We start from the raw sequence: 20,020 nt of genomic DNA, 5'->3' as shown, positions 1-20,020 counted from the left end.
CAAGCCTTGCTTTACGCCCTTTCACAGCGGCTCCTCAGGGATACCCGAGCACGTCTTTGATGCCGGTCAGGTTGCGGGCGATCCAGGTCTTGTCAATGGCGCCCCAGTCGCGAATGCGATAAGCGCCTGCGTGATTGCGGGCACCTTCCTGCTGTTCGAATTCACACTCAATGTTCAGGTCGGCGAGCGCACTGATGGTGTCCTGCGCGGTGCGGCGGGGCATGCCGGTTACTGCGGTCAGTTCCGGTACGCTGCAGGCGAGCTTTGAATCAATCAGGTACGCCACATACAGGCGACGATAGAAGCTGCTTTTGGTCTTGCTGATCTCCATCAATGAATCCTTTTTAAATGCATTCAACGCCCGGCGCCAAGCCCGTAGCTTGCAGCTCAAAACTTGCCGCTTGAAGCTCGCAGCTCGTTATAGGTCAGATAAACGCGCAGGTCGAATTCCACTTGGTGATAGCCGGGCAGCATGTGCTCGCACAGTTGGTAGAACGCCTTGTTGTGGTCCGACTCGCGAAAGTGCGCCAGTTCGTGAACCACGATCATCTTCAGAAATTCTGCCGGGGCTTCCTTGAACAAGGCCGCCACGCGGATCTCGTTACTGGCCTTGAGCTTGCCGCCCTGCACTCGGGATATCTTGGTGTGCAGCCCGAGCGCGCGGTGGGTGAGGTCCAGGCGGTTATCGAACAGGACCTTTTTGATGGCTGGCGCGTTGCGCAGATGGTCCTGCTTGAGGGCCAGTGCGTAAGCGTAAAGAGCCTTGTCACTCTGAATCTGATGGCCCGCAGGGTAACGCTGTTGCAGGTAATCGGCCAGGCGATCCTGTGCGATCAGTTGATGCACCTGATCCTGCAGCGCCTGCGGGTAGGCCTGCAGGTATTTGAGTGGAGCCTGGCTGGATGCAGTCATGGGGCCTTGGCATTAAATCGAAAGACACCATTCTACAGCAAACCACCCTTCTTCAAGCCTGCCGGCTCAAAGTGCCCTGGAAAGTGCAAGGCGTCTTCCGCCACCATCGGATGAGCGATCAGAAAGCCCTGCATGACCTGACAACCATTATCGGCCAGCCACTGATATTGCTCGATGGTTTCGACGCCCTCGGCGATGACCAGCATATCGAGGTTGCGACTCAAATCGATGATGCTTCTGGCCATTGCCGCCTCTCGCCTGGACTCCACGATGTTGGCCACAAAGCGCCTGTCGAGCTTCAACGTATCAAGCTGAAGATTGCGCAGGTGCGACAGCGAACACTCACCCGTTCCGAAGTCGTCCAGTGCAATGCGCACACCGACTTCATGCAGCAACTTCAGTTGCTTGTGGCTGTGCGTGAGGTTGTGCACCAGCGAGCCTTCGGTGATTTCCACCTCAATCTGCCCTGGTTTCAACCCGAAGCGATCCATAGCACGCTTGAGTTCGGACGCCAGATTGGGCATGCAGAACTGTGTGGGGCTGACGCACACGCTCAGCACCACATCAGGGGCAAACACGCCGCTCCATGCCTGACACTGCTCGGCGCCCTGATCGAAGATCCAGCCACCCAGCCGGTTGATCAGTCGGGTTTCTTCGAGCAAGGGAATGAACAACGCCGGAGGCACTTCGCCTACCGCCGGGTGCTGCCAGCGCAAAAGCGCCTCGAAACCGCGCAGCCGACCGTCGCCGACGTGGATCTGCGGCTGATACACCACCGAAAAGTCCTTGCCGTCGATGGCCGTGCGCACACTCTCTTCAAGCATCAACCTGGAGCGGGCGCGGCCGTTCATGTTCTGGTCGTAGAACCGGTATTGCTGACGCCCGGCACGCTTGGCTTCGTACATGGCGATATCTGCCGCACGTAACAAACCGTCCAGATTCGAGCCGCAATCGGGGAAGGTGGCAATCCCGACACTGGCGCCAAGGGTGATATCAACACCGTTGACCTGCCGGCGCCCGGACACACGCTCAATCAGCTTTTCGGCGATTTTTGCCGCCTGCTCGGGGTAATCAAGCCCGTCGATCACCACCGTGAATTCGTCGCCACCGATACGCGCCAGTACGTCATAGGGCCGCATGCTGTCCTTGAACTGCTCGGCGACCCAGAGCAACACCTGATCGCCGGCATCATGGCCCAGGGCATCATTGATCTGCTTGAAGCCGTCCAGGTCCATGAACAGCACGACCAGGTATTTGTCTGCACGCTCGTTGCGCAACAGCATGCTTTCAACCGCCTGATACAGCCCGCGCCGGTTGAGCAAACCGGTCAGGGCATCGGTAACCGCCTGCTTTTCCAGTTGCTGATAAAGATCACGCACCACCGACATGTCGAGCACCGTCAACACCATCGCCTTCTGTTCGGCAGGCAGCGCCGCGCATGACAGCGCCACCGGTAATTGCGAACCCTGTGCGGTACGCAGGATGGCGTCGTGTACGCGATAAGTGTCGGCCTTGCGATAGTGCTGGTAGAAACCCGACTCCAGCCAACTGCTGACTTGCGGCTCGATGACATAGTCGAGCACCTGCGTTCCGCGCAATTGATCGACCGAGGCGTTCAACAACTGGCAGATGGCCGGGTTGGCGAAGCTGATATTGCCCGCTTCATCGACCACCAGAATGCCTTCGGCCACATTGGCCAGCACTGACGCGTTGAATGCACGAGCCGATTCCAGCTCCATCGATAATTGTTGCAGCGCACGACGGTTGCGCTGCTGCTCAAGCAGGGTCTGCACCTTGGGCTTGAGCACATTGGGGTCGAAGGGCTTGAACAGGTAATCCGTCGCACCATTGGCATAGCCCTTCTGCACGGCATCCTGAGTCTGCTCATTGGCCGTGAGAAAAATGATCGGCGTAAGACGGGTACGCTGGCTGCCACGCATCAGGCGTGCAACCTCGAAACCGTCCATACCCGGCATCTGCACATCCAGCAGAACCAGGTCGACTTCCTGTTCCAGAAGCACCGTCAGTGCTTCGATTCCTGAGCTTGCAGTCACGATGTGCCAGTCCGTTCTTTGCAGAACGGCGCACATCGTCACCAGATTTTCCGGGTAATCGTCTACTACCAGTAAAACCGAAGAGCCATCATGAGGTTGGGTTGGCACGCGTTCCATGCTGCTTCTCTGTGTGGGCATGACGCCTGGGTTTCAGGATGACCGTCATACTTTGGAATAACTCTAGCCCCGTCTCGCCAAAAGCAGAAGCAAGGCACCTCTTCCCTACCCTCAAAGTTCGATCTAACCGACTAACGGTCATTCTCTGCACGCCTTACAGGGCCTGCCCTGCAGGAAAAGTGACAGCACTTTGACGTCATTGGTTCGACAACTTTCCATTAACAAATTGCCCTACAATCCGTATAAAACGCCCTCAAACCCTCTCGCTAGAGGCCCCCCTTGGTAGCAAAAAAACATGCGCGGAAGGATAAGCAATGATCGATCTAGGATCGTACCAACTCAGCATTCCAGTGGGCTCACCCCCCAAGACCATTACAACCGCTCAGCTTGTGAAAGGTTATGACGGCAAATACTTCAAATCCAAATCGGACTCCATTGTGTTCTGGTCACCGGTAACCGGGACCAAGACCGAAAACGCCAAGTATTCACGCAGCGAGTTACGGGAAACATGGTCCGACGGCACGCTGCGTAACTGGGTGTACCCGGATGCGGACAATTACCTGAACGCCAAACTGGAAGTCGATCAGGTACCCTCGTCGGGCAAGATCGTGATCGGCCAGATCCACGCCTACGAAAGCACCGAACCGCTTCTGAAAGTCGAGTACCAGTACAAGGAAGACACCAAGACTGGCGACATCGTTGCGAAAGTTCGCAATCGTTATGATGACGACGACAGCAAGGTCTATACGATAGTCGAAGGTGTGAAGCTGAATCAGACCTTCAATTACGTCATTCACCTGAGCAAGGGCGGCAAATTGACGGTCAGCATCAACGACACCGACTGGAGCAAGCGCATCAGCAAGACCTGGCGCGACAAGCCGCTGTACTTCAAGGCAGGTGTTTATACCCAGGACAATACCGGGTACACCTCGGAGGGCGGCAAGGCCACGTTCTATAACCTTGATATCGATCACAACAAAAGCTGAATGGCGCGCAGGCACCGCTTAAGCAAAAAAAACGGCCCGCACTTCACAGGAAGTGCGGGCCGCTTTTATTTCAGCCGCTATTCAAACAGCGCGTGATCAACGGTTGGCTTTGAACTCTTGCTCGGCTGCCAGAAAGCGCGCTTTCATCGAAGCCGATGCCGGTGTGCCAATCAGACTGAACACCACGATGGCAATGCTGGCAAGAATGAAACCGGGGATAATTTCATACAGGCCCATGGTGCTGAATTGCTTCCAGAGCACCACGGTGGCTGCACCGACAATCACACCGGCCAACGCGCCGTTACGGGTCATGCCCTTCCACAGCACGGAAATCAGTACCACAGGACCAAATGCTGCGCCGAAGCCCGCCCAGGCGTAGCTCACCAGACCCAGCACGCGGTTCTCGGGGTTGGCAGCCAGCAAAATGGCGATGATCGCGATCAGCAGCACCATCGCGCGGCCGACCCATACCAGCTCAAGCTGTGAAGCACCCTTGCGCAGATAAGCCTTGTAGAAGTCTTCGGTCAGCGCACTGGAACACACCAGCAACTGGCAGCTCAGCGTACTCATCACCGCAGCCAGAATGGCCGACAACAGCACACCGGCAACCCATGGATTGAACAGCAGCTTGGCCAGCTCGATGAACACCCGCTCCGGGTTCTCGGTAACCGGCCCGGCGACCTCCGGGTGCGCGGAGAAATAAGCGATGCCGAAGAAGCCGACCGCCACGGTGCCGCCCAGGCACAGGATCATCCAGGCCATGGAAATGCGTCGGGCGCTGGCAATCGACTTGACCGAATCCGCCGCCATGAAGCGCGCCAGGATATGCGGCTGACCGAAATAACCCAGGCCCCAGCCGAGCAGGGAAATGATGCCGATGAATGTGGTGTTCTTGAACATGTCGAAGCTGGTCGGGTCTTTCGCTTCAATCGCCAGGAAGGTCGTGTCGACCCCGCCGGTCGCCAGCAGAACGATGATCGGCGTCAGGATGAGGGCGAAGATCATCAGCGTGGCCTGCACGGTGTCTGTCCAGCTCACAGCCAGAAAACCACCGACGAAGGTGTAGGCGATGGTCGCCGCAGCGCCGGCCCACAGGGCGGTTTCGTAGGACATGCCGAAGGTGCTTTCAAACAGACGCGCGCCGGCAACGATGCCAGAGGCGCAATAAATGGTGAAGAACACCAGAATCACGATGGCCGAAATGATGCGCAGCAGGCCGCTGTTGTCTTCAAAGCGGCTGCTGAAGTAATCCGGCAGGGTCAGCGCATCACCGTTGTGCTCGGTCTGCACGCGCAGACGGCCGGCGACGAACAGCCAGTTCAGGTACGCACCGATGATCAGACCGATGGCGATCCAGCTTTCCGACAGGCCGGACATGTAGATAGCCCCCGGCAAACCCATCAGCAGCCAGCCGCTCATGTCCGAGGCGCCCGCCGAAAGAGCAGTGACCACACTGCCCAGGCTACGTCCGCCAAGGATGTAATCCGACAGGTTGTTGGTGGAGCGATACGCCATCAGGCCGATCAATACCATTGCCGCGATGTAGATCACGAACGTGATCAAGGTAGGGTTGCTGACACTCATGAGTTCTGCCTTGGCATTGTTTTTATGTTGGCACCCGATGCCAAAAGGGGGTAGCGACCGACTTATCAGTGCATACGCGCCTTTGCACCCGACACCGCGCTGACTGACCGCTCCGTGAGGTACGGCAATCAATGACTGGCGGTTGCTCCGCAGGGGCGAATCCTATTAAACAAAGCGCACAAGGTGCAACCCATTTCACCTCATGAGTTGCACCTGTTACAAAAAATACACAGTTGTGCGTTTTCGCGCCCCTTTAGTGCGTTTTCGATATAAGTTACAAAAAATTGCGCACCATCACCGGGCACAGCAGGTGCTCATCTGACTGCCTGACAGAAATGTCACAAAATATTCTCGAAAACGGGTTGCACTCGGTTGCACCCACCCCCGCCTCGACGCTAATCTGCGTGAAAGCCGACGCCACACTTGCAGTGGCTACAATGAGGACAATACATGGCCACCACCACTTTGGGCGTCAAGCTCGACGACCCTACCCGCGAGCGATTGAAAGCCGCCGCCCATTCGATCGACCGCACGCCGCACTGGTTGATCAAGCAGGCGATTTTCAATTACCTGGAAAAGCTGGAAAGTGGTGCAACCTTACTTGAGCTGAACGGCGCGACAGGCAAAGACAGCGAAGACCGTGGTGAGCTGGCAGAAGATGCAGGTCTGCAATGCTTTCTGGATTTTGCCGAAAGCATTCAGCCGCAGTCAGTGCTGCGTGCGGCGATCACTTCCGCCTACCGTCGCCCGGAGCAGGAAGTGGTGCCTATGCTGCTGGAACAGGCACGCCTGACAGCGCCTGTCGCCGAAGCGACCAACAAGCTCGCCGCGTCGATTGCCGAAAAACTGCGCAATCAAAAAAGCGCAGGCGGGCGCGCAGGCATCGTTCAAGGCCTGCTGCAGGAGTTTTCGCTGTCCTCCCAGGAAGGCGTTGCCCTGATGTGTCTGGCTGAAGCACTGCTGCGTATTCCCGACAAAGGCACTCGCGATGCCTTGATTCGCGACAAGATCAGCAACGGCAACTGGCAGCCGCACCTGGGCAACAGCCCGTCGCTGTTCGTCAACGCAGCCACCTGGGGCCTGCTGCTGACCGGCAAGCTGGTCGCCACGCACAACGAAGCAGGCCTGACCTCCTCGCTGAGCCGGATCATCGGCAAGCGCGGCGAACCGATGATCCGCAAGGGCGTCGACATGGCCATGCGCCTGATGGGTGAGCAGTTCGTCACCGGCGAAACCATTGGCGAGGCTCTGGCCAATGCCAGTCGTTTCGAAGCCAAGGGCTTCCGCTACTCCTACGACATGCTAGGTGAAGCGGCGTTGACCGAACACGACGCGCAGAAATATCTGGCGTCCTACGAGCAGGCCATTCATTCCATCGGCAAAGCCTCCCACGGTCGCGGCATCTACGAAGGCCCGGGTATTTCCATCAAGCTGTCAGCACTGCATCCGCGCTACAGCCGCGCCCAGTACGAGCGCGTCATGGACGAGCTCTACCCGCGCCTGCTGTCGCTGACCCTGCTGGCCAAACAGTACGACATCGGCCTGAACATCGACGCCGAGGAAGCCGACCGCCTGGAGCTGTCGCTTGATCTGCTTGAGCGCCTGTGCTTCGAGCCGCAACTGACCGGCTGGAACGGCATCGGTTTCGTGATTCAGGCTTACCAGAAGCGCTGCCCTTATGTGATCGACTACGTGATCGATCTGGCTCGGCGCAGTCGTCATCGCCTGATGATCCGCCTGGTAAAAGGCGCGTACTGGGACAGCGAAATCAAGCGCGCGCAGGTTGAAGGTCTGGAAGGCTATCCGGTCTACACCCGCAAGGTGTACACCGACGTTTCCTATATCGCCTGCGCCCGCAAACTGCTGGCCGCACCGGAAGTCATCTATCCGCAGTTCGCCACCCACAACGCCCACACCCTGGCGGCCATCTACCAGATTGCAGGTCAGAATTATTACCCCGGCCAGTACGAGTTCCAGTGCCTGCACGGCATGGGCGAGCCACTCTACGAGCAGGTTGTTGGCAAAGTCGCCGACGGCAAGCTGAACCGTCCGTGCCGTGTGTACGCGCCGGTTGGCACTCACGAAACGCTGCTGGCCTATCTGGTCCGGCGCCTGCTGGAGAACGGCGCCAACACCTCGTTCGTCAACCGGATTGCCGACCATTCGATCTCGATTCAGGAACTCGTCGCCGATCCGGTCAACCAGATCGAACGCATGGCAACGCAGGAAGGCGGGTTCGGCTTGCCACACCCGCGTATTCCGCTGCCGCGCGACCTGTATGGCACCGAGCGCGCCAACTCCAGCGGCATCGATATGGCCAACGAACATCGTCTGGCGTCGCTGTCCTCAGCCCTGCTGTCGACCGCGCACAACGACTGGAAAGCTGCGCCAATGCTCGGCTGCCCGGCCAGCGAAGGCACACTTGCTGCGGCGTTGAACCCGTCGGATCTGCGTGACGTGGTCGGCCATGTGCAGGAAGCCTCCTTGCAGGATGTCGATAATGCCATCCAGTGCGCCTTGAGCGCCGGCCCGATCTGGCAGGCCACGCCGCCCGCCGAACGCGCCGCGATTCTGGAGCGCGCCGCCGACCTGATGGAAGGCGAGATTCAGCCGCTGATGGGCCTGCTGGTCCGTGAAGCAGGCAAGACGTTCGCCAACGCCATCGCCGAAGTACGTGAAGCGGTGGACTTCCTGCGCTACTACGCAGTGCAGGCGCGCAACGACTTCACCAATGATGCGCACCGTCCTTTGGGCCCGGTGGTCTGCATCAGCCCATGGAACTTCCCGCTGGCAATCTTCAGTGGTCAGGTGGCGGCTGCATTGGCTGCAGGTAACCCGGTACTGGCCAAACCCGCCGAGCAGACGCCGCTGATTGCCGCTCAGGCGGTACGCCTGCTGCTTGAAGCCGGGATCCCGGAAGGCGTGGTGCAATTGCTGCCCGGTCGCGGTGAAACCGTCGGGGCCGGGCTGGTGGGCGATGAGCGCGTCAAGGGCGTGATGTTCACCGGCTCCACCGAAGTCGCCCGCCTGCTGCAACGCAATGTCGCCGGTCGCCTCGACTCTCAGGGTCGCCCTATCCCACTAATCGCCGAAACCGGCGGCCAGAACGCAATGATCGTGGACTCCTCGGCGCTGACCGAACAAGTGGTCATCGACGTAGTGTCCTCGGCGTTCGACAGCGCCGGGCAACGTTGCTCGGCACTGCGCGTGCTGTGCCTGCAGGAAGATTCGGCCGATCGCGTCATTGAAATGCTCAAGGGCGCGATGGCCGAAAGCCGTCTGGGCAACCCGGAACGCCTGTCCGTGGACATCGGGCCGGTGATCGATGCCGAGGCCAAGGCCGGAATCGAGAAACACATCCAGGCGATGCGCGACAAGGGCCGCACGGTTTATCAGGTTGCCATCGCCGAAAGCGCCGAACTCAAGCGCGGCACCTACGTGATGCCAACCTTGATCGAGCTGGAAAGCTTCGATGAACTGCAACGCGAAATCTTCGGCCCGGTGCTGCACGTGGTGCGCTACAAGCGCAAGGAGCTCGGCCTGTTGATCGACCAGATCAATGCATCCGGCTACGGCCTGACGCTCGGCGTGCACACGCGCATCGACGAAACCATCGCCAAGGTCATCGATAACGTCAACGCCGGTAACGTCTACGTCAACCGCAACATCGTCGGTGCCGTGGTCGGGGTTCAGCCGTTTGGCGGCGAAGGCCTGTCTGGCACCGGCCCTAAAGCCGGTGGCCCGCTGTACCTGTATCGCCTGTTGTCGACACGACCGCTGGATGCCATCGAAAAATCGTTTGTGCGTGGCGATGCACTGGTTGCACCGGATACACGTCTGCGCGAAGTGATGAGCAAACCGCTGCAAGCCTTGAAGGCCTGGGCAGCGAGCAGCCAGCACGCCGAACTGGATGTGCTGTGCGGCCAGTACGCCGAGCAATCGCAAAGCGGCATCACCCGTCAACTGGCCGGCCCGACCGGCGAGCGCAACAGCTACGCCATCCTGCCACGCGAGCACGTGCTGTGCCTTGCCGATGACGAAACCGACCTGCTGACTCAACTGGCAGCGGTGCTGGCGGTCGGCAGCTCAGCCGTATGGCCGGAAACCGACATCAGCAAACCGCTCTTCGCTCGCCTGCCAAAAGAAGTTCAGGCCCGCATCAAGCTGGTGCCTGACTGGGCCAAGGACGAAGTCACCTTCGACGCCGTCCTGCACCACGGCGACTCCGATCAGCTACGCGCCATCTGCCAACAGATCGCCCAGCGCAGCGGCGCAATCGTCGGCGTCAACGGCCTGTCCCACGGCGAAACCAACGTCCCTCTGGAACGCCTGGTAATCGAACGCGCACTGAGCGTCAACACGGCGGCTGCGGGGGGCAATGCGAGCTTGATGACGATAGGATGATGCGATAGGAGCTGGGGACTGATATTGAGTCCCCAGCGTGGCACAGATTTGTGACGCGGAGCGTCACGCAAGGCATTCCCACGCTGGAGCGTGAGGAACGATAATCTCAACTATCGTGCGACGCTCCGTGTCGGCGTGCCGTTTTTATTAACAGCAATACCTCTCTCCGACGCTCGCCTATCACCCTCATCAATCTTGCTACCCTCTTCCCGCGACGCAACCTAGACTGAGCCTATTCCAAGAACAGGTACGCCATCATGTCCGAGTCGCTGCTCAGTTCCCGAAACCTGGCTTTCGAGCTGTATGAAGTGCTGGACGCCGAAGGTCTGACGGGTCGCGAGCGCTTTGCCGAGCACTCGCGGGAAACCTTTGACGCAGCCCTGGGGACAGCGCGCGTCATCGCGGAAAAGTACTTTGCACCGCACAACCGCAAGGCCGACGAAAACGAACCGCGCTATGAACATGGCGAGGCGATTCTGATCCCGGAGGTCAAGCCTGCGGTGGATGCGTTTATTGCGGCGGGCTTTCTCAACGCATCGCGTGATTTCCACGCAGGTGGCATGCAATTGCCTACCCTGCTGTCGCAAGCCTGCTTTGCCCACTTTCAGGCCGCCAACGTCGGGACCACGTCCTATCCGTTTCTGACCATGGGCGCCGCCAACCTGATCGAAAGTTTTGGCAGTGACGAGCACAAACAACGCTTTCTGCAACCGATGATCGAGGGACGCTTTTTCGGCACGATGGCGCTGACCGAGCCCCATGCGGGTTCATCATTGTCAGACATCCGCACACGCGCCGAACCGGCAGATGACGGTACGTATCGGCTGCGCGGCAACAAGATATTCATTTCCGGGGGCGATCATTCGCTGTCGGAAAATATCGTGCACCTGGTGCTGGCGAAACTGCCGGATGCGCCAGGTGGCGTCAAAGGCATCTCACTGTTCATCGTGCCTAAGTTTCTGGTCAACGACGACGGCAGTCTCGGCAAGCGTAACGATGTGCTGCTTGCCGGGCTGTTTCACAAGATGGGCTGGAAAGGCACTACCTCTACAGCGCTGAATTTCGGCGATAACGGCGAATGCGTCGGCTATCTGGTCGGCAAGCCTCATCACGGTTTGAGTTACATGTTCCAGATGATGAACGAAGCGCGTATCGGCGTTGGCCTGGGTGCTGTCATGTTGGGCTACTCGGGTTATCTGTATTCGCTGGATTACGCCCGGGATCGACCTCAGGGTCGCCTGCCCGACAGCAAAAGCCCCGAGAGCGCGCCCGTGCCGATCATTCAGCACGCTGACGTGCGGCGCATGTTGCTGACCCAGAAGGCTTACGTAGAGGGCGCATTCGACCTGTGCCTGTATGCCTCACGGCTGTTCGACGACACCCAGACCGGGGAAACCGAAGACGTGCGCAAGCACGCCCATGAGCTGCTGGACTTGCTGACCCCCGTCGTCAAATCCTGGCCTTCGGAATTCTGCCTGAAGGCCAATGAACTGGCGATTCAGGTGCTCGGCGGTCATGGTTACACCCGCGAGTACCCCGTTGAGCAGTACTACCGCGACAACCGGCTCAATCCGATTCATGAAGGCACTCACGGCATCCAGTCACTGGACCTGCTCGGGCGCAAGCTGGCGCAGAACGGTGGCACCGCCCTCAAGCAACTGCTGCGCCTGATCGCCAACACCTGCGAGCGCGCGCAGGCTCACGAGTCACTCGTTAAACTGCGCCAGCCTCTGGAACAATTGGTTGCTCGCTTGCAGGCTGTCACTCTGGGGCTGCTGGGCGATCTGGCGCAAGGCAGGATCACCAGCACACTGGCCAACTCGGCGCTGTACCTCAAGGCATTCGGTCACACGATAATCGGCTGGCGCTGGCTGGAACAGGCAATCCGCGCCGAGGAAGGCCTGGGCAAAGGTACTTCGGCGGACAGTGATTTTTACCAGGGCAAGTTGCAAGCAGCCCGGTATTTCCTGACGTGGGAAATACCGGGCTGCCATCATGAACTGGCGATTCTGGAAAACCGTGATGACACCTGTCTGGCAATGCGCGATGACTGGTTCTGATGAAAACCTGGCTAGCGCTTGATCAGTGAGGGCTGAACAGGTCAGTCAGCGGTTTTTGCGGAAAAAAACGGTCGACCAGTCCCTTGGCGTCTGCGCCTAGCTTGAGCGCGTACTGCTCCCGAGTGAAGGTTTCGCCCGTGCGCATGTCGTAAAGCGCCCGTCCCTGAACTGGCCGATCGACCTCCTGCAGCTGGATTTTCATGATGCGATAGAACTCGCCGCTTACTTCCTCGATGCTGTCGATCTGAAAGTAGCAGCCGGGCAAAAAGATCGATTCGGCCTCCTCTGGCGAGGCTGAAAACGGCGCAATCGGTGTGGCCCTCAAGTATCGGCCCTTGGGCAAAACGAAGACCACTGAGGTGTCATCGAACGTTACCGGCCCAATCATTGCGTTAATGGGCGCCCCGGCCCGACTGCTGGCGAAGGCGCTGACCACATAAGGGTTTTCGCTGAACGAAGTGACATCGGTATTGACCAGCACATCACCGACCTTGATCTGCCCGCTGCGGAACACGGCACCCGAGGTCCCTCGATCACCACTGCCGCCGCGGTACAACTCGACATCATTGTTGTACCCCACCACCTGAATGTCATCGGCCAGTCGTTCGATGAGTTGCACCTGATTGGCCCTTTTGCCCTCGCCCGTACGCAGGAACTGATTGAATTCAGCGTCATCCTGGGTATAGAGCATGATATTTCTGCCGTAATAGTCGTCCTCACCGAGTTTAAAAACCCGATGTTTGCCATGCCAAGGGTCTTTGTACACCTCGTCGCCGTCGGGTGATGAGTCAGACACAGGGGCCTCTTCAGGGCCTGGCTCCCAAATCATCATCACGTCCTTCTGCCGGGCCAATGCCACTTCGGCATAGTGCTGCTCATTGAACAGGTCCGTTTGCAGATACCTGTCCCAAAAGGCCGAGTGCACGGTCATATAAGGCTTGCCCGTCGCGGCGGATGCACTGCTTGACGGCACCGGCACATCCATCGGGGCACCGCCCTGCAGACCGGGCGAGTCAAGTAACGCCCACTCCCCGTCGGTACTCAGACGCACCGGCTTGCTGCCTGCGAATGCAAACGGGTTGTCCGGGTTGACGATAAACCAGCATTGCTGCTGTTCATTGAACATCACGCGATAGGGCAGGTGCTCAAGCTTGATCCAGGTTTCGCCATTAACCAGCGTGTAAATGCCGCGAAACCTGCCCTCTGCGGCGGAAGGCGTCAGGCTGTCGAGCAGCAGGTTACCCTCCATATTGTCCAGTGGATGGGCCGGCGCGCTGCTGCCTTCCAGTACCTCGCTGGAGATCGGCAGCCCTCCGGCTGCGGCTACCGGCACAGGCTGGGGGACGGCGCGTATGGACATCAACAACGGCAGATTGAACAGCAGATAAATGATGTTGATGATCGCGCCCAGCACGCCCGCCTTGCGCTGCGCAGCGGTCTTGCCATTGACCGCCTGATCGATGTTCAAACCGGTATTGGCGAGACTTGCGCCAACCAGCGTCAAGGCGAACGGCCAGCCCAACGGCGCAAGCCCGCCAAACGCCTGCATGAATGCGCCCAGGTAGCCGATCCACATCTGTTTGCGCAGGTCCGCATTGGAGGTCAGCAGCTCACGCGCATCAGCGGTCATCCCCTGTCGGGCGACGTCTCGCAGGTACGCGAAGGGATCACCCGCAAAAGGTGCCTGCGCCAGGTTGACGAGTCGGACGTCCGCACGCCAGTCATGCGCGAGTAACTGGCTCACCGCGCGAAAAAACTGCGCACCGTCCTTTGTCCGGGACGCCTCACCACGCAGAAACTGACGTGTTATCGCTTTGTCGGTGTGCTCGTCCATGAACCGGGCCTTGAGCCAGCGGTACACCGCACGTTCGCTATCGAACGCCATGAACGGCTGCTCGGCATCGGGCCAGTAGATGATCTCGCGGCCAGCGGCGGTGACGATACGCAGCATGTCATGGGCCTTGATGCCATCGATATCCAGCGTATGTACCGTGACGCCGGGAGTTTCAGGAAGCGGGCCCTGCAACGCCTTCAGCGTAGGCGTCTGCAAAGGGTCGGCGATGACAACGCACGTGACGCGCTTGAAATCATCGGCTGAAAGCTGGCCCTTGCGCAGGCAGTGACTGGCTGCAACCAGATAGCGTGCCTTGGCCAAGGTGCAAAAATTCTCGCTGTGCAGGCTCCAGAACCGCTCCATACGCCGGGTGTACAGCCCGCTGAAATCGAGCGTCCACATGTCCTTGAGCACATCCTGAGGCAGCATGGGCACCTCATTGCGCTCGTCGAAAAACTCGTGATCCGGGCCATCGGTATAGAAACCGCCGTACAGGGAAAGCTCGTCGCTGGCTTCCTGGTCATGGGCACTGAAGTGCTTCATAAGCAGCTCGATCAACGTCATCGACTGCACTGGCTTCCCGGCATGCTGCCAGCCGGTAAAGGTGCGCGGGCTGCTGCTGGCGCTACTGAAACGATGCCAGTACACCTTGTCAGGGTTGAACACCCTTTGCGTGTGCTGACGCATGATCCTGGTGGCTGCGTTATAAGCCAGATCGTGCAGGTCGGGATAATCGAGAACAAACTGCCGCGCGCGTTCACGCAGCAGTTGCTGATCAGTTTTAGGTGTTGCCGGGGGTTGGGATGACATGACTTCTTCCTGAATGAGAGAAGTCATGCACGTAATCATTCATCAGTGCGTTGGTGGCGCTAACTATCTATATCCTTCAGCTGAAGTTGAATGCATGCAGCGGCCCAGCCGATGAGCCGCTGCAAACACTGAAGCCTTACCAACCATTCTCGGAGCCCGGGGAAATTTTCGCCCTGCCCTTGAATGGAAAATAGAAGTCCACGGCCTCGTTCAGGTGTTCGATGTACAACACGGACAAGACCTCATCGACCGGCAAATAGGAACGCTCCAGCAGATCAAAATAGTCAGGTCGCAGCTTTCTCAAGACGTCTGACATGAGTTTAGGACCGGTCAGGTCGGAAATGCGCGTCATGTACGGTGTCATTCGGTCTCTCGAGGCGCTACGCAAGGCTTCACTGCTGTGGTCGATGAAGGGTCTGCGCGTACTGAAAAACGCCTTGTTGGTCTGTTTTTCATTCTGGAAGCGTGTATTTATTTCTTTCAGGATCCTCCTCAGGACAGGGTTGTCCGGGTGGCTGGCGAAATGGCTGTTACCCGGCCCGGTGTAGCTCAGTTGCTGCGCATCCAGACGCCTGCCCAGCAATACATCATTGGGCCCGGCCTTCAACGGAATGCCTGCAAAAGGGACATCAAGGGTGTCATCGCAATCAAGATAAATGCCGCCGTATTCGTTGATCAGTCGATAACGCAGAATGTCCGAAGCGGCCGCATAATTACGATTATCCGAGTGCATGAAATAGTTGAAGGCTTCGCCATTTTCGCCACTCAGGAACTTGGGAAAGAACGCTTCTTCCTTGAGCATGGAAATCTGCATCTGAGGATGTGCGCTGAAGTAATCCAGCAACTGCTGATGCGCCGTCGGGTGGTTGATATCGATATGCAGTTCGAAGCGCAAGTCCGGGCTGGTGCGCATGTTGTCGAGCATCTTTTCCAACAGGTTATCGCCCGGCATTCGTTCGCCCAGCCATATATGATGAATCACACGGCTGATGGGCTCGGCATCTGCAGGCAACCTGGGCACGCGAGGGAAAGAATAGATCTCAAAGCGGCGGCTCTGTGGCAGTTTTGCCTCTTCCTTCCTGAATGCATTCTCCGACCCGCTGTTCCAGACCCCGTTTCGGTCCAGCCAGACCAGTCCGTTTGAAGACGGATCAGTGCGCCAGCACGGAATATCGGCATCGTAATAGACGTTCTTCCTGATCCCTACGATCTGAATGAAGTACTTCTCTACAACCGTCCCTTTTGCCTGGCTCTGTACCTCCTCGATCATGATCTGATCCAGAGGCAACTCGACCTGCACCTTGGGGCCCCAGCGCTGAATCTCAACGGCTGGCTCGTCAGGCACGACAGGCAGCATGGCGCTTTCTGCCTCACTGGCCGGCGGCAGCAGCGAACCATCGAAGCTTTCCCCGCCGCGCAACCCCAGTTTGAGGTCCAGGTCCCAGTAGCCGGTGTCGATAGTCTTCACATAGGGTCCCCACACACGAGGGTCCGAGGCAGAGCGAATTCGGTACTGTCTTTCCTGCGGCACCCACTCCACCCGAAAAGCACGATCATGCAACTCTATGTAGCTTTTGCCTTCCAGCGGATAGACACCCGCCACTTCACCCGACGCCAGCCCTGGCAAGTCTTGAGTCACTTCGAGCGCGCGCAACAGACGGCGCATTTTGGCATCGAGCGAACGCAAGGCCGGTGGCTCTTCCCTGAACACCGGAATCGGCTCGACCTCGACAGCAGGGTCGATCGGAGCGGTTGTGCCTGAAACCTCGTAACCGTCTCCCGCCTCGTCAATCAGCCCGGTTTCGGCGCCCGCCTCGACCGCAGCGCCCTCCTCGGCAAGGATCGGCAATGCGTTCAATACCCCGAAGGCAATCCGCCCAAGCCCCGCCTGGCGCTCGTCCAGCGTGCGGCCATTGACCGCCGCGTCGACGCCCAGCCCGACCAGCGCAAGAGACAGCCCCGCGATGACCGGAATCAGTTCAGGAAAGACGATGGCGACGCCGCCCAGGACAGACACGCACTCGCTCAAGCCACTGCTGACTTCCTCTTTCCAGTAGTCGTCGTGGTTGCGGATTTTTTGCAGCGCATCGGTTTCGGACTTTGCCTTGATCCGATCCTTGAAGTGCGAGAACGGCCAAGGCTGCAACGGTTCGCCGAACTGCACCAGCTTGCGGGGGTTCCATGCGCCGGTCGCGGCGTCCAGCAGTTTCGGGTAGACCGCAAAGCCTTTCAGGGCAGTGGCAACGCCGCTGTAGAAAAAACCATCAACATCATCCGTAGCGCTGAAATGCGCCTCGAACGAACGGCGCTTGCCTGGATCCTTGCACATCAGCGCGACCCAGTCCTTGAGCGCATCAGCGTTGGCGAAGGTGTGAATCGGTGACGAGTTGCCGGGGATGTAGAGCAGCACGGTCGGCGAATCGGCACTGCGTATGACCATGATGTCGACCGCGCTGTAGCCATGCACCTGCAATTCGGAAATCGTCACCCGAGTAGAAATCGGCGCGGCGACAAAAGCGTCGAAACTCAGCTGTTTCCAACCCTGATCAGCGGGCAGCCCGAGCGCCTCCAGCACCATGTCCTTGTGCTCGGCCTTGAGCGTGTTTTCCTCGGCTTGCAGCCAGGCCGCCCTGAACAGACCGGCCTTGAGCATCAGGTTGTAGTCGTCTGCGTGCGCCTGCCAGAACTGTTTCAGGTAGGCTAGATAGCCGGCTTGCAGGTTGTGATCCCAGATGTACTGCTTGAACGCCTCGGCCGTCAGGCGCAGTTGCGTCGTCGAATCGTAGTGCTGCGGATCGGACTTCCGGTACACCGCTTCATAAGCGACGCAGTCATAGGGCGGCAGTTTTTCATCCACGACCTGACAGTCGAGACCGCCCTCATGGTGGGGCTGCAAATGCCCGAGGTGATCAAACCAGTCACCATTGCCCTTTTGCTGCCAGTTGCGCAGCAGCGCCTCGGTCAGCGTCATCGAGTGAGCGACATTGGCGCGGTGAGGTGCGGGGTAGAGCTTCGGGTCTTCGATATACAGCGTGGTGATCAAAGTGTCGTCCGGGTCGATCTCGATACCCCACTTTGACTGGCATTCCTGTGCCACATCCCGCGCAGCGAGGGCGGCAGGTGACTGCAGGTTGATCGGGTTGAGGCGGAAGTAATCGCTGACCGAAAAGTCTTCGGCTACTCGTTCCCAGAACGCTGCGTCCGAATCCTGGTCATCACCGAACGGATTTCCGGCATTCTGATTTGCTACAAATTCATCGTCCATGATGAAAACCTTCTTGATGGCTGGAGCGCCGACAATAGGCCGCTACAAGGCTTGGCTTGCGGTATATAGATCTGTGTTGGTCGCCGAATTGCAACGAGTCGTGTGCCCTGCAGCGCAGGATCCGCGTCAACTGCTCGAAATTGCACTTTGACAGCCAAGCAATTCAACAGGTTAAATCCCTTGGCACGCGGACTGCATGGTCAGCTTTCGCGCTTTTCGCTTCACTTTCGTTTTCTATGGAGTACCGCCCTTGGACGCCACCACCATCAACAGCCTGTTCCTGATCGGCGCGTTGCTGGTAGCCGCAAGCATCCTGGTCAGTTCTCTCTCATCGCGCCTCGGCATCCCTATCCTGGTCATCATTCTGGCCGTGGGCATGGTGGCGGGCGTGGATGGCGGCGGGATCATCTTCGATAACTACGCTACCGCCTACCTGGTCGGCAATCTCGCGCTGGCCGTCATCCTGCTCGACGGCGGCCTGCGAACGCGGGTGGCCAGTTTTCGGGTAGCGCTGTGGCCGGCCTTGTCGCTGGCAACGGTGGGCGTGTTGATTACCACCGTATTGACCGGCATGGTCGCCGCATGGCTGTTCAACCTGAGCGTTATTCAGGGCTTGCTGATCGGCGCCATTGTCGGTTCCACAGACGCCGCAGCGGTGTTCTCGCTGCTAGGCGGCAAAGGCCTGAACGAGCGTGTCACCGCAAGCCTTGAGATCGAGTCGGGGAGCAACGATCCCATGGCGGTGTTCTTGACCGTGACCCTGATCGGCATGCTCGCCAGCGGCCAGACCGGTCTGCACTGGGGGCTGCTGGGCCACCTGATTCAGGAGTTTGGCATCGGCAGCTTCATCGGCCTGGGTGGCGGCTGGATCCTGCTGCAACTGGTCAACCGTATCAATCTGGCCGCCGGGCTGTACCCGATTCTGGTCATCGCGGGGGGGCTGGCGATCTTTGCCCTGACCAACGCCATTCATGGCAGCGGTTTTCTTGCGGTGTACCTGTGCGGCCTGGTGCTCGGCAACCGGCCGATCCGCAGCCGCCACGGCATTCTGCACATGCTCGACGGCATGGCCTGGCTGGCGCAGATCGGCATGTTTCTGGTGTTGGGCCTGCTGGTCACACCGCACGACCTGCTGCCGATTGCGATACCGGCGCTGGGCCTGGCGCTGTGGATGATTCTGGTCGCACGCCCGTTGTCGGTGATGGTCGGTCTGCTGCCGTTCAAGGCGTTTCATGGTCGCGAAAAGGCGTTCATTGCCTGGGTCGGCCTGCGTGGGGCGGTCCCGATCATTCTGGCAGTGTTCCCGCTGATGGCCGGGCTGCCCAACGCGCAACTGTATTTCAACCTCGCCTTCTTCATCGTGCTGGTTTCGCTGCTGCTGCAAGGCACCAGCCTGCCGTGGATGGCCAAGCTGCTGAAAGTGACGGTTCCGCCAGACCCCGCGCCTATTTCCCGGGCTGCGCTGGAGGTGCACGTCACCAGCGAATGGGAGCTGTTCGTCTACCGGCTGGGCGCTGAAAAATGGTGTATCGGTGCGGCGCTGCGCGAATTGAAGATGCCGGAAGGCACACGGATTGCCGCACTGTTCCGCGGCCAGCAGTTGCTTCACCCGTCCGGCAGTACGACCCTGGAAGTGGGTGACCTGCTGTGTGTGATCGGCCATGAACACGATCTTCCTGCGCTGGGCAAACTGTTCAGCCAGGCACCGCAACGCGGTCTGGACCTGCGCTTTTTCGGCGATTTCGTGCTCGAAGGCGATGCGCGACTGGGCGAAGTGGCGGCGCTGTACGGCCTGAAACTCGACGGCATCGACCCCGGCATGCCGCTCAGCCAGTTCATTGTGCAAAAGAATCGCGGCGAGCCTGTGGTGGGTGACCAGATTGAATGGAACGGCACTATTTGGACCGTTGCCGTGATGGACGGGAACAAGATCCAGAAAGTCGGCGTCAAATTCCCCGAAGGAACCCGCCCGGGCCCCGGACTGTTCCTTTAAA

10 protein-coding genes are annotated in these 20,020 nt (G+C 58.9%); 4 read left to right on the top strand and 6 right to left on the bottom strand.

The window, feature by feature from the left end:
• Positions 1 to 34: 34 nt before the first annotated feature.
• Genes QRN38_RS01645 through QRN38_RS01635 form a run of 3 tightly spaced genes read right to left on the bottom strand, consistent with a single transcriptional unit; the run spans position 35 to position 3,083 of the window.
• Positions 35 to 331, bottom strand: a complete 297-nt coding sequence (locus QRN38_RS01645) for a winged helix-turn-helix domain-containing protein (protein WP_005762949.1) — start codon at positions 329 to 331, stop codon at positions 35 to 37.
• Between the two features lie 56 nt (positions 332 to 387).
• Positions 388 to 912: a M48 metallopeptidase family protein gene (locus tag QRN38_RS01640; protein WP_057415594.1), complete on the bottom strand. Its 525-nt coding sequence runs from the start codon at positions 910 to 912 to the stop codon at positions 388 to 390.
• A 32-nt stretch (positions 913 to 944) separates the two neighbouring features.
• The gene (locus tag QRN38_RS01635) at positions 945 to 3,083 is read right to left on the bottom strand and encodes a two-component system response regulator (protein WP_057419036.1); all 2,139 of its coding nucleotides are present in this window, start codon (positions 3,081 to 3,083) and stop codon (positions 945 to 947) included.
• Between the two features lie 314 nt (positions 3,084 to 3,397).
• Here QRN38_RS01635 and QRN38_RS01630 point away from each other — a divergent pair, with 314 nt between their 5' ends.
• Positions 3,398 to 4,069, top strand: coding sequence for a polysaccharide lyase family 7 protein (locus tag QRN38_RS01630; protein ID WP_024667264.1), 672 nt, complete (start codon positions 3,398 to 3,400; stop codon positions 4,067 to 4,069).
• Between the two features lie 96 nt (positions 4,070 to 4,165).
• Here QRN38_RS01630 and putP read toward each other — a convergent pair whose 3' ends face one another.
• The gene (putP, locus tag QRN38_RS01625) at positions 4,166 to 5,653 is read right to left on the bottom strand and encodes a sodium/proline symporter PutP (RefSeq protein ID WP_007244567.1); all 1,488 of its coding nucleotides are present in this window, start codon (positions 5,651 to 5,653) and stop codon (positions 4,166 to 4,168) included.
• Positions 5,654 to 6,103: 450 nt separating this feature from the next.
• Between putP and putA the strand changes: the two genes are divergently transcribed.
• Both putA and QRN38_RS01615 read left to right on the top strand, forming a co-directional pair.
• On the top strand, positions 6,104 to 10,057 hold the full coding sequence (putA, locus tag QRN38_RS01620; protein ID WP_057419035.1) for a trifunctional transcriptional regulator/proline dehydrogenase/L-glutamate gamma-semialdehyde dehydrogenase: 3,954 nt from the start codon (positions 6,104 to 6,106) through the stop codon (positions 10,055 to 10,057).
• A gap of 257 nt (positions 10,058 to 10,314) precedes the next feature.
• Positions 10,315 to 12,117, top strand: a complete 1,803-nt coding sequence (locus QRN38_RS01615) for an acyl-CoA dehydrogenase (protein ID WP_057419034.1) — start codon at positions 10,315 to 10,317, stop codon at positions 12,115 to 12,117.
• Positions 12,118 to 12,139: 22 nt separating this feature from the next.
• Here QRN38_RS01615 and QRN38_RS01610 read toward each other — a convergent pair whose 3' ends face one another.
• Positions 12,140 to 14,761 (bottom strand): dermonecrotic toxin domain-containing protein, encoded by a 2,622-nt coding sequence (locus QRN38_RS01610; RefSeq protein WP_057419044.1) that lies wholly within the window; start codon positions 14,759 to 14,761, stop codon positions 12,140 to 12,142.
• 136 nt (positions 14,762 to 14,897) lie between these two features.
• Positions 14,898 to 18,026, bottom strand: a complete 3,129-nt coding sequence (locus QRN38_RS01605; protein WP_057419033.1) for a dermonecrotic toxin domain-containing protein — start codon at positions 18,024 to 18,026, stop codon at positions 14,898 to 14,900.
• Between the two features lie 250 nt (positions 18,027 to 18,276).
• Here QRN38_RS01605 and QRN38_RS01600 point away from each other — a divergent pair, with 250 nt between their 5' ends.
• The gene (locus QRN38_RS01600; RefSeq protein ID WP_005771787.1) at positions 18,277 to 20,019 is read left to right on the top strand and encodes a potassium/proton antiporter; all 1,743 of its coding nucleotides are present in this window, start codon (positions 18,277 to 18,279) and stop codon (positions 20,017 to 20,019) included.
• Position 20,020: the final 1 nt, after the last annotated feature.

It is taken from the genome of Pseudomonas sp. CFBP2511 (assembly GCF_030209255.1).
Taxonomy (GTDB): domain Bacteria; phylum Pseudomonadota; class Gammaproteobacteria; order Pseudomonadales; family Pseudomonadaceae; genus Aquipseudomonas; species Aquipseudomonas avellanae.
This window is presented reverse-complemented; position numbering and strand designations above follow the sequence as displayed.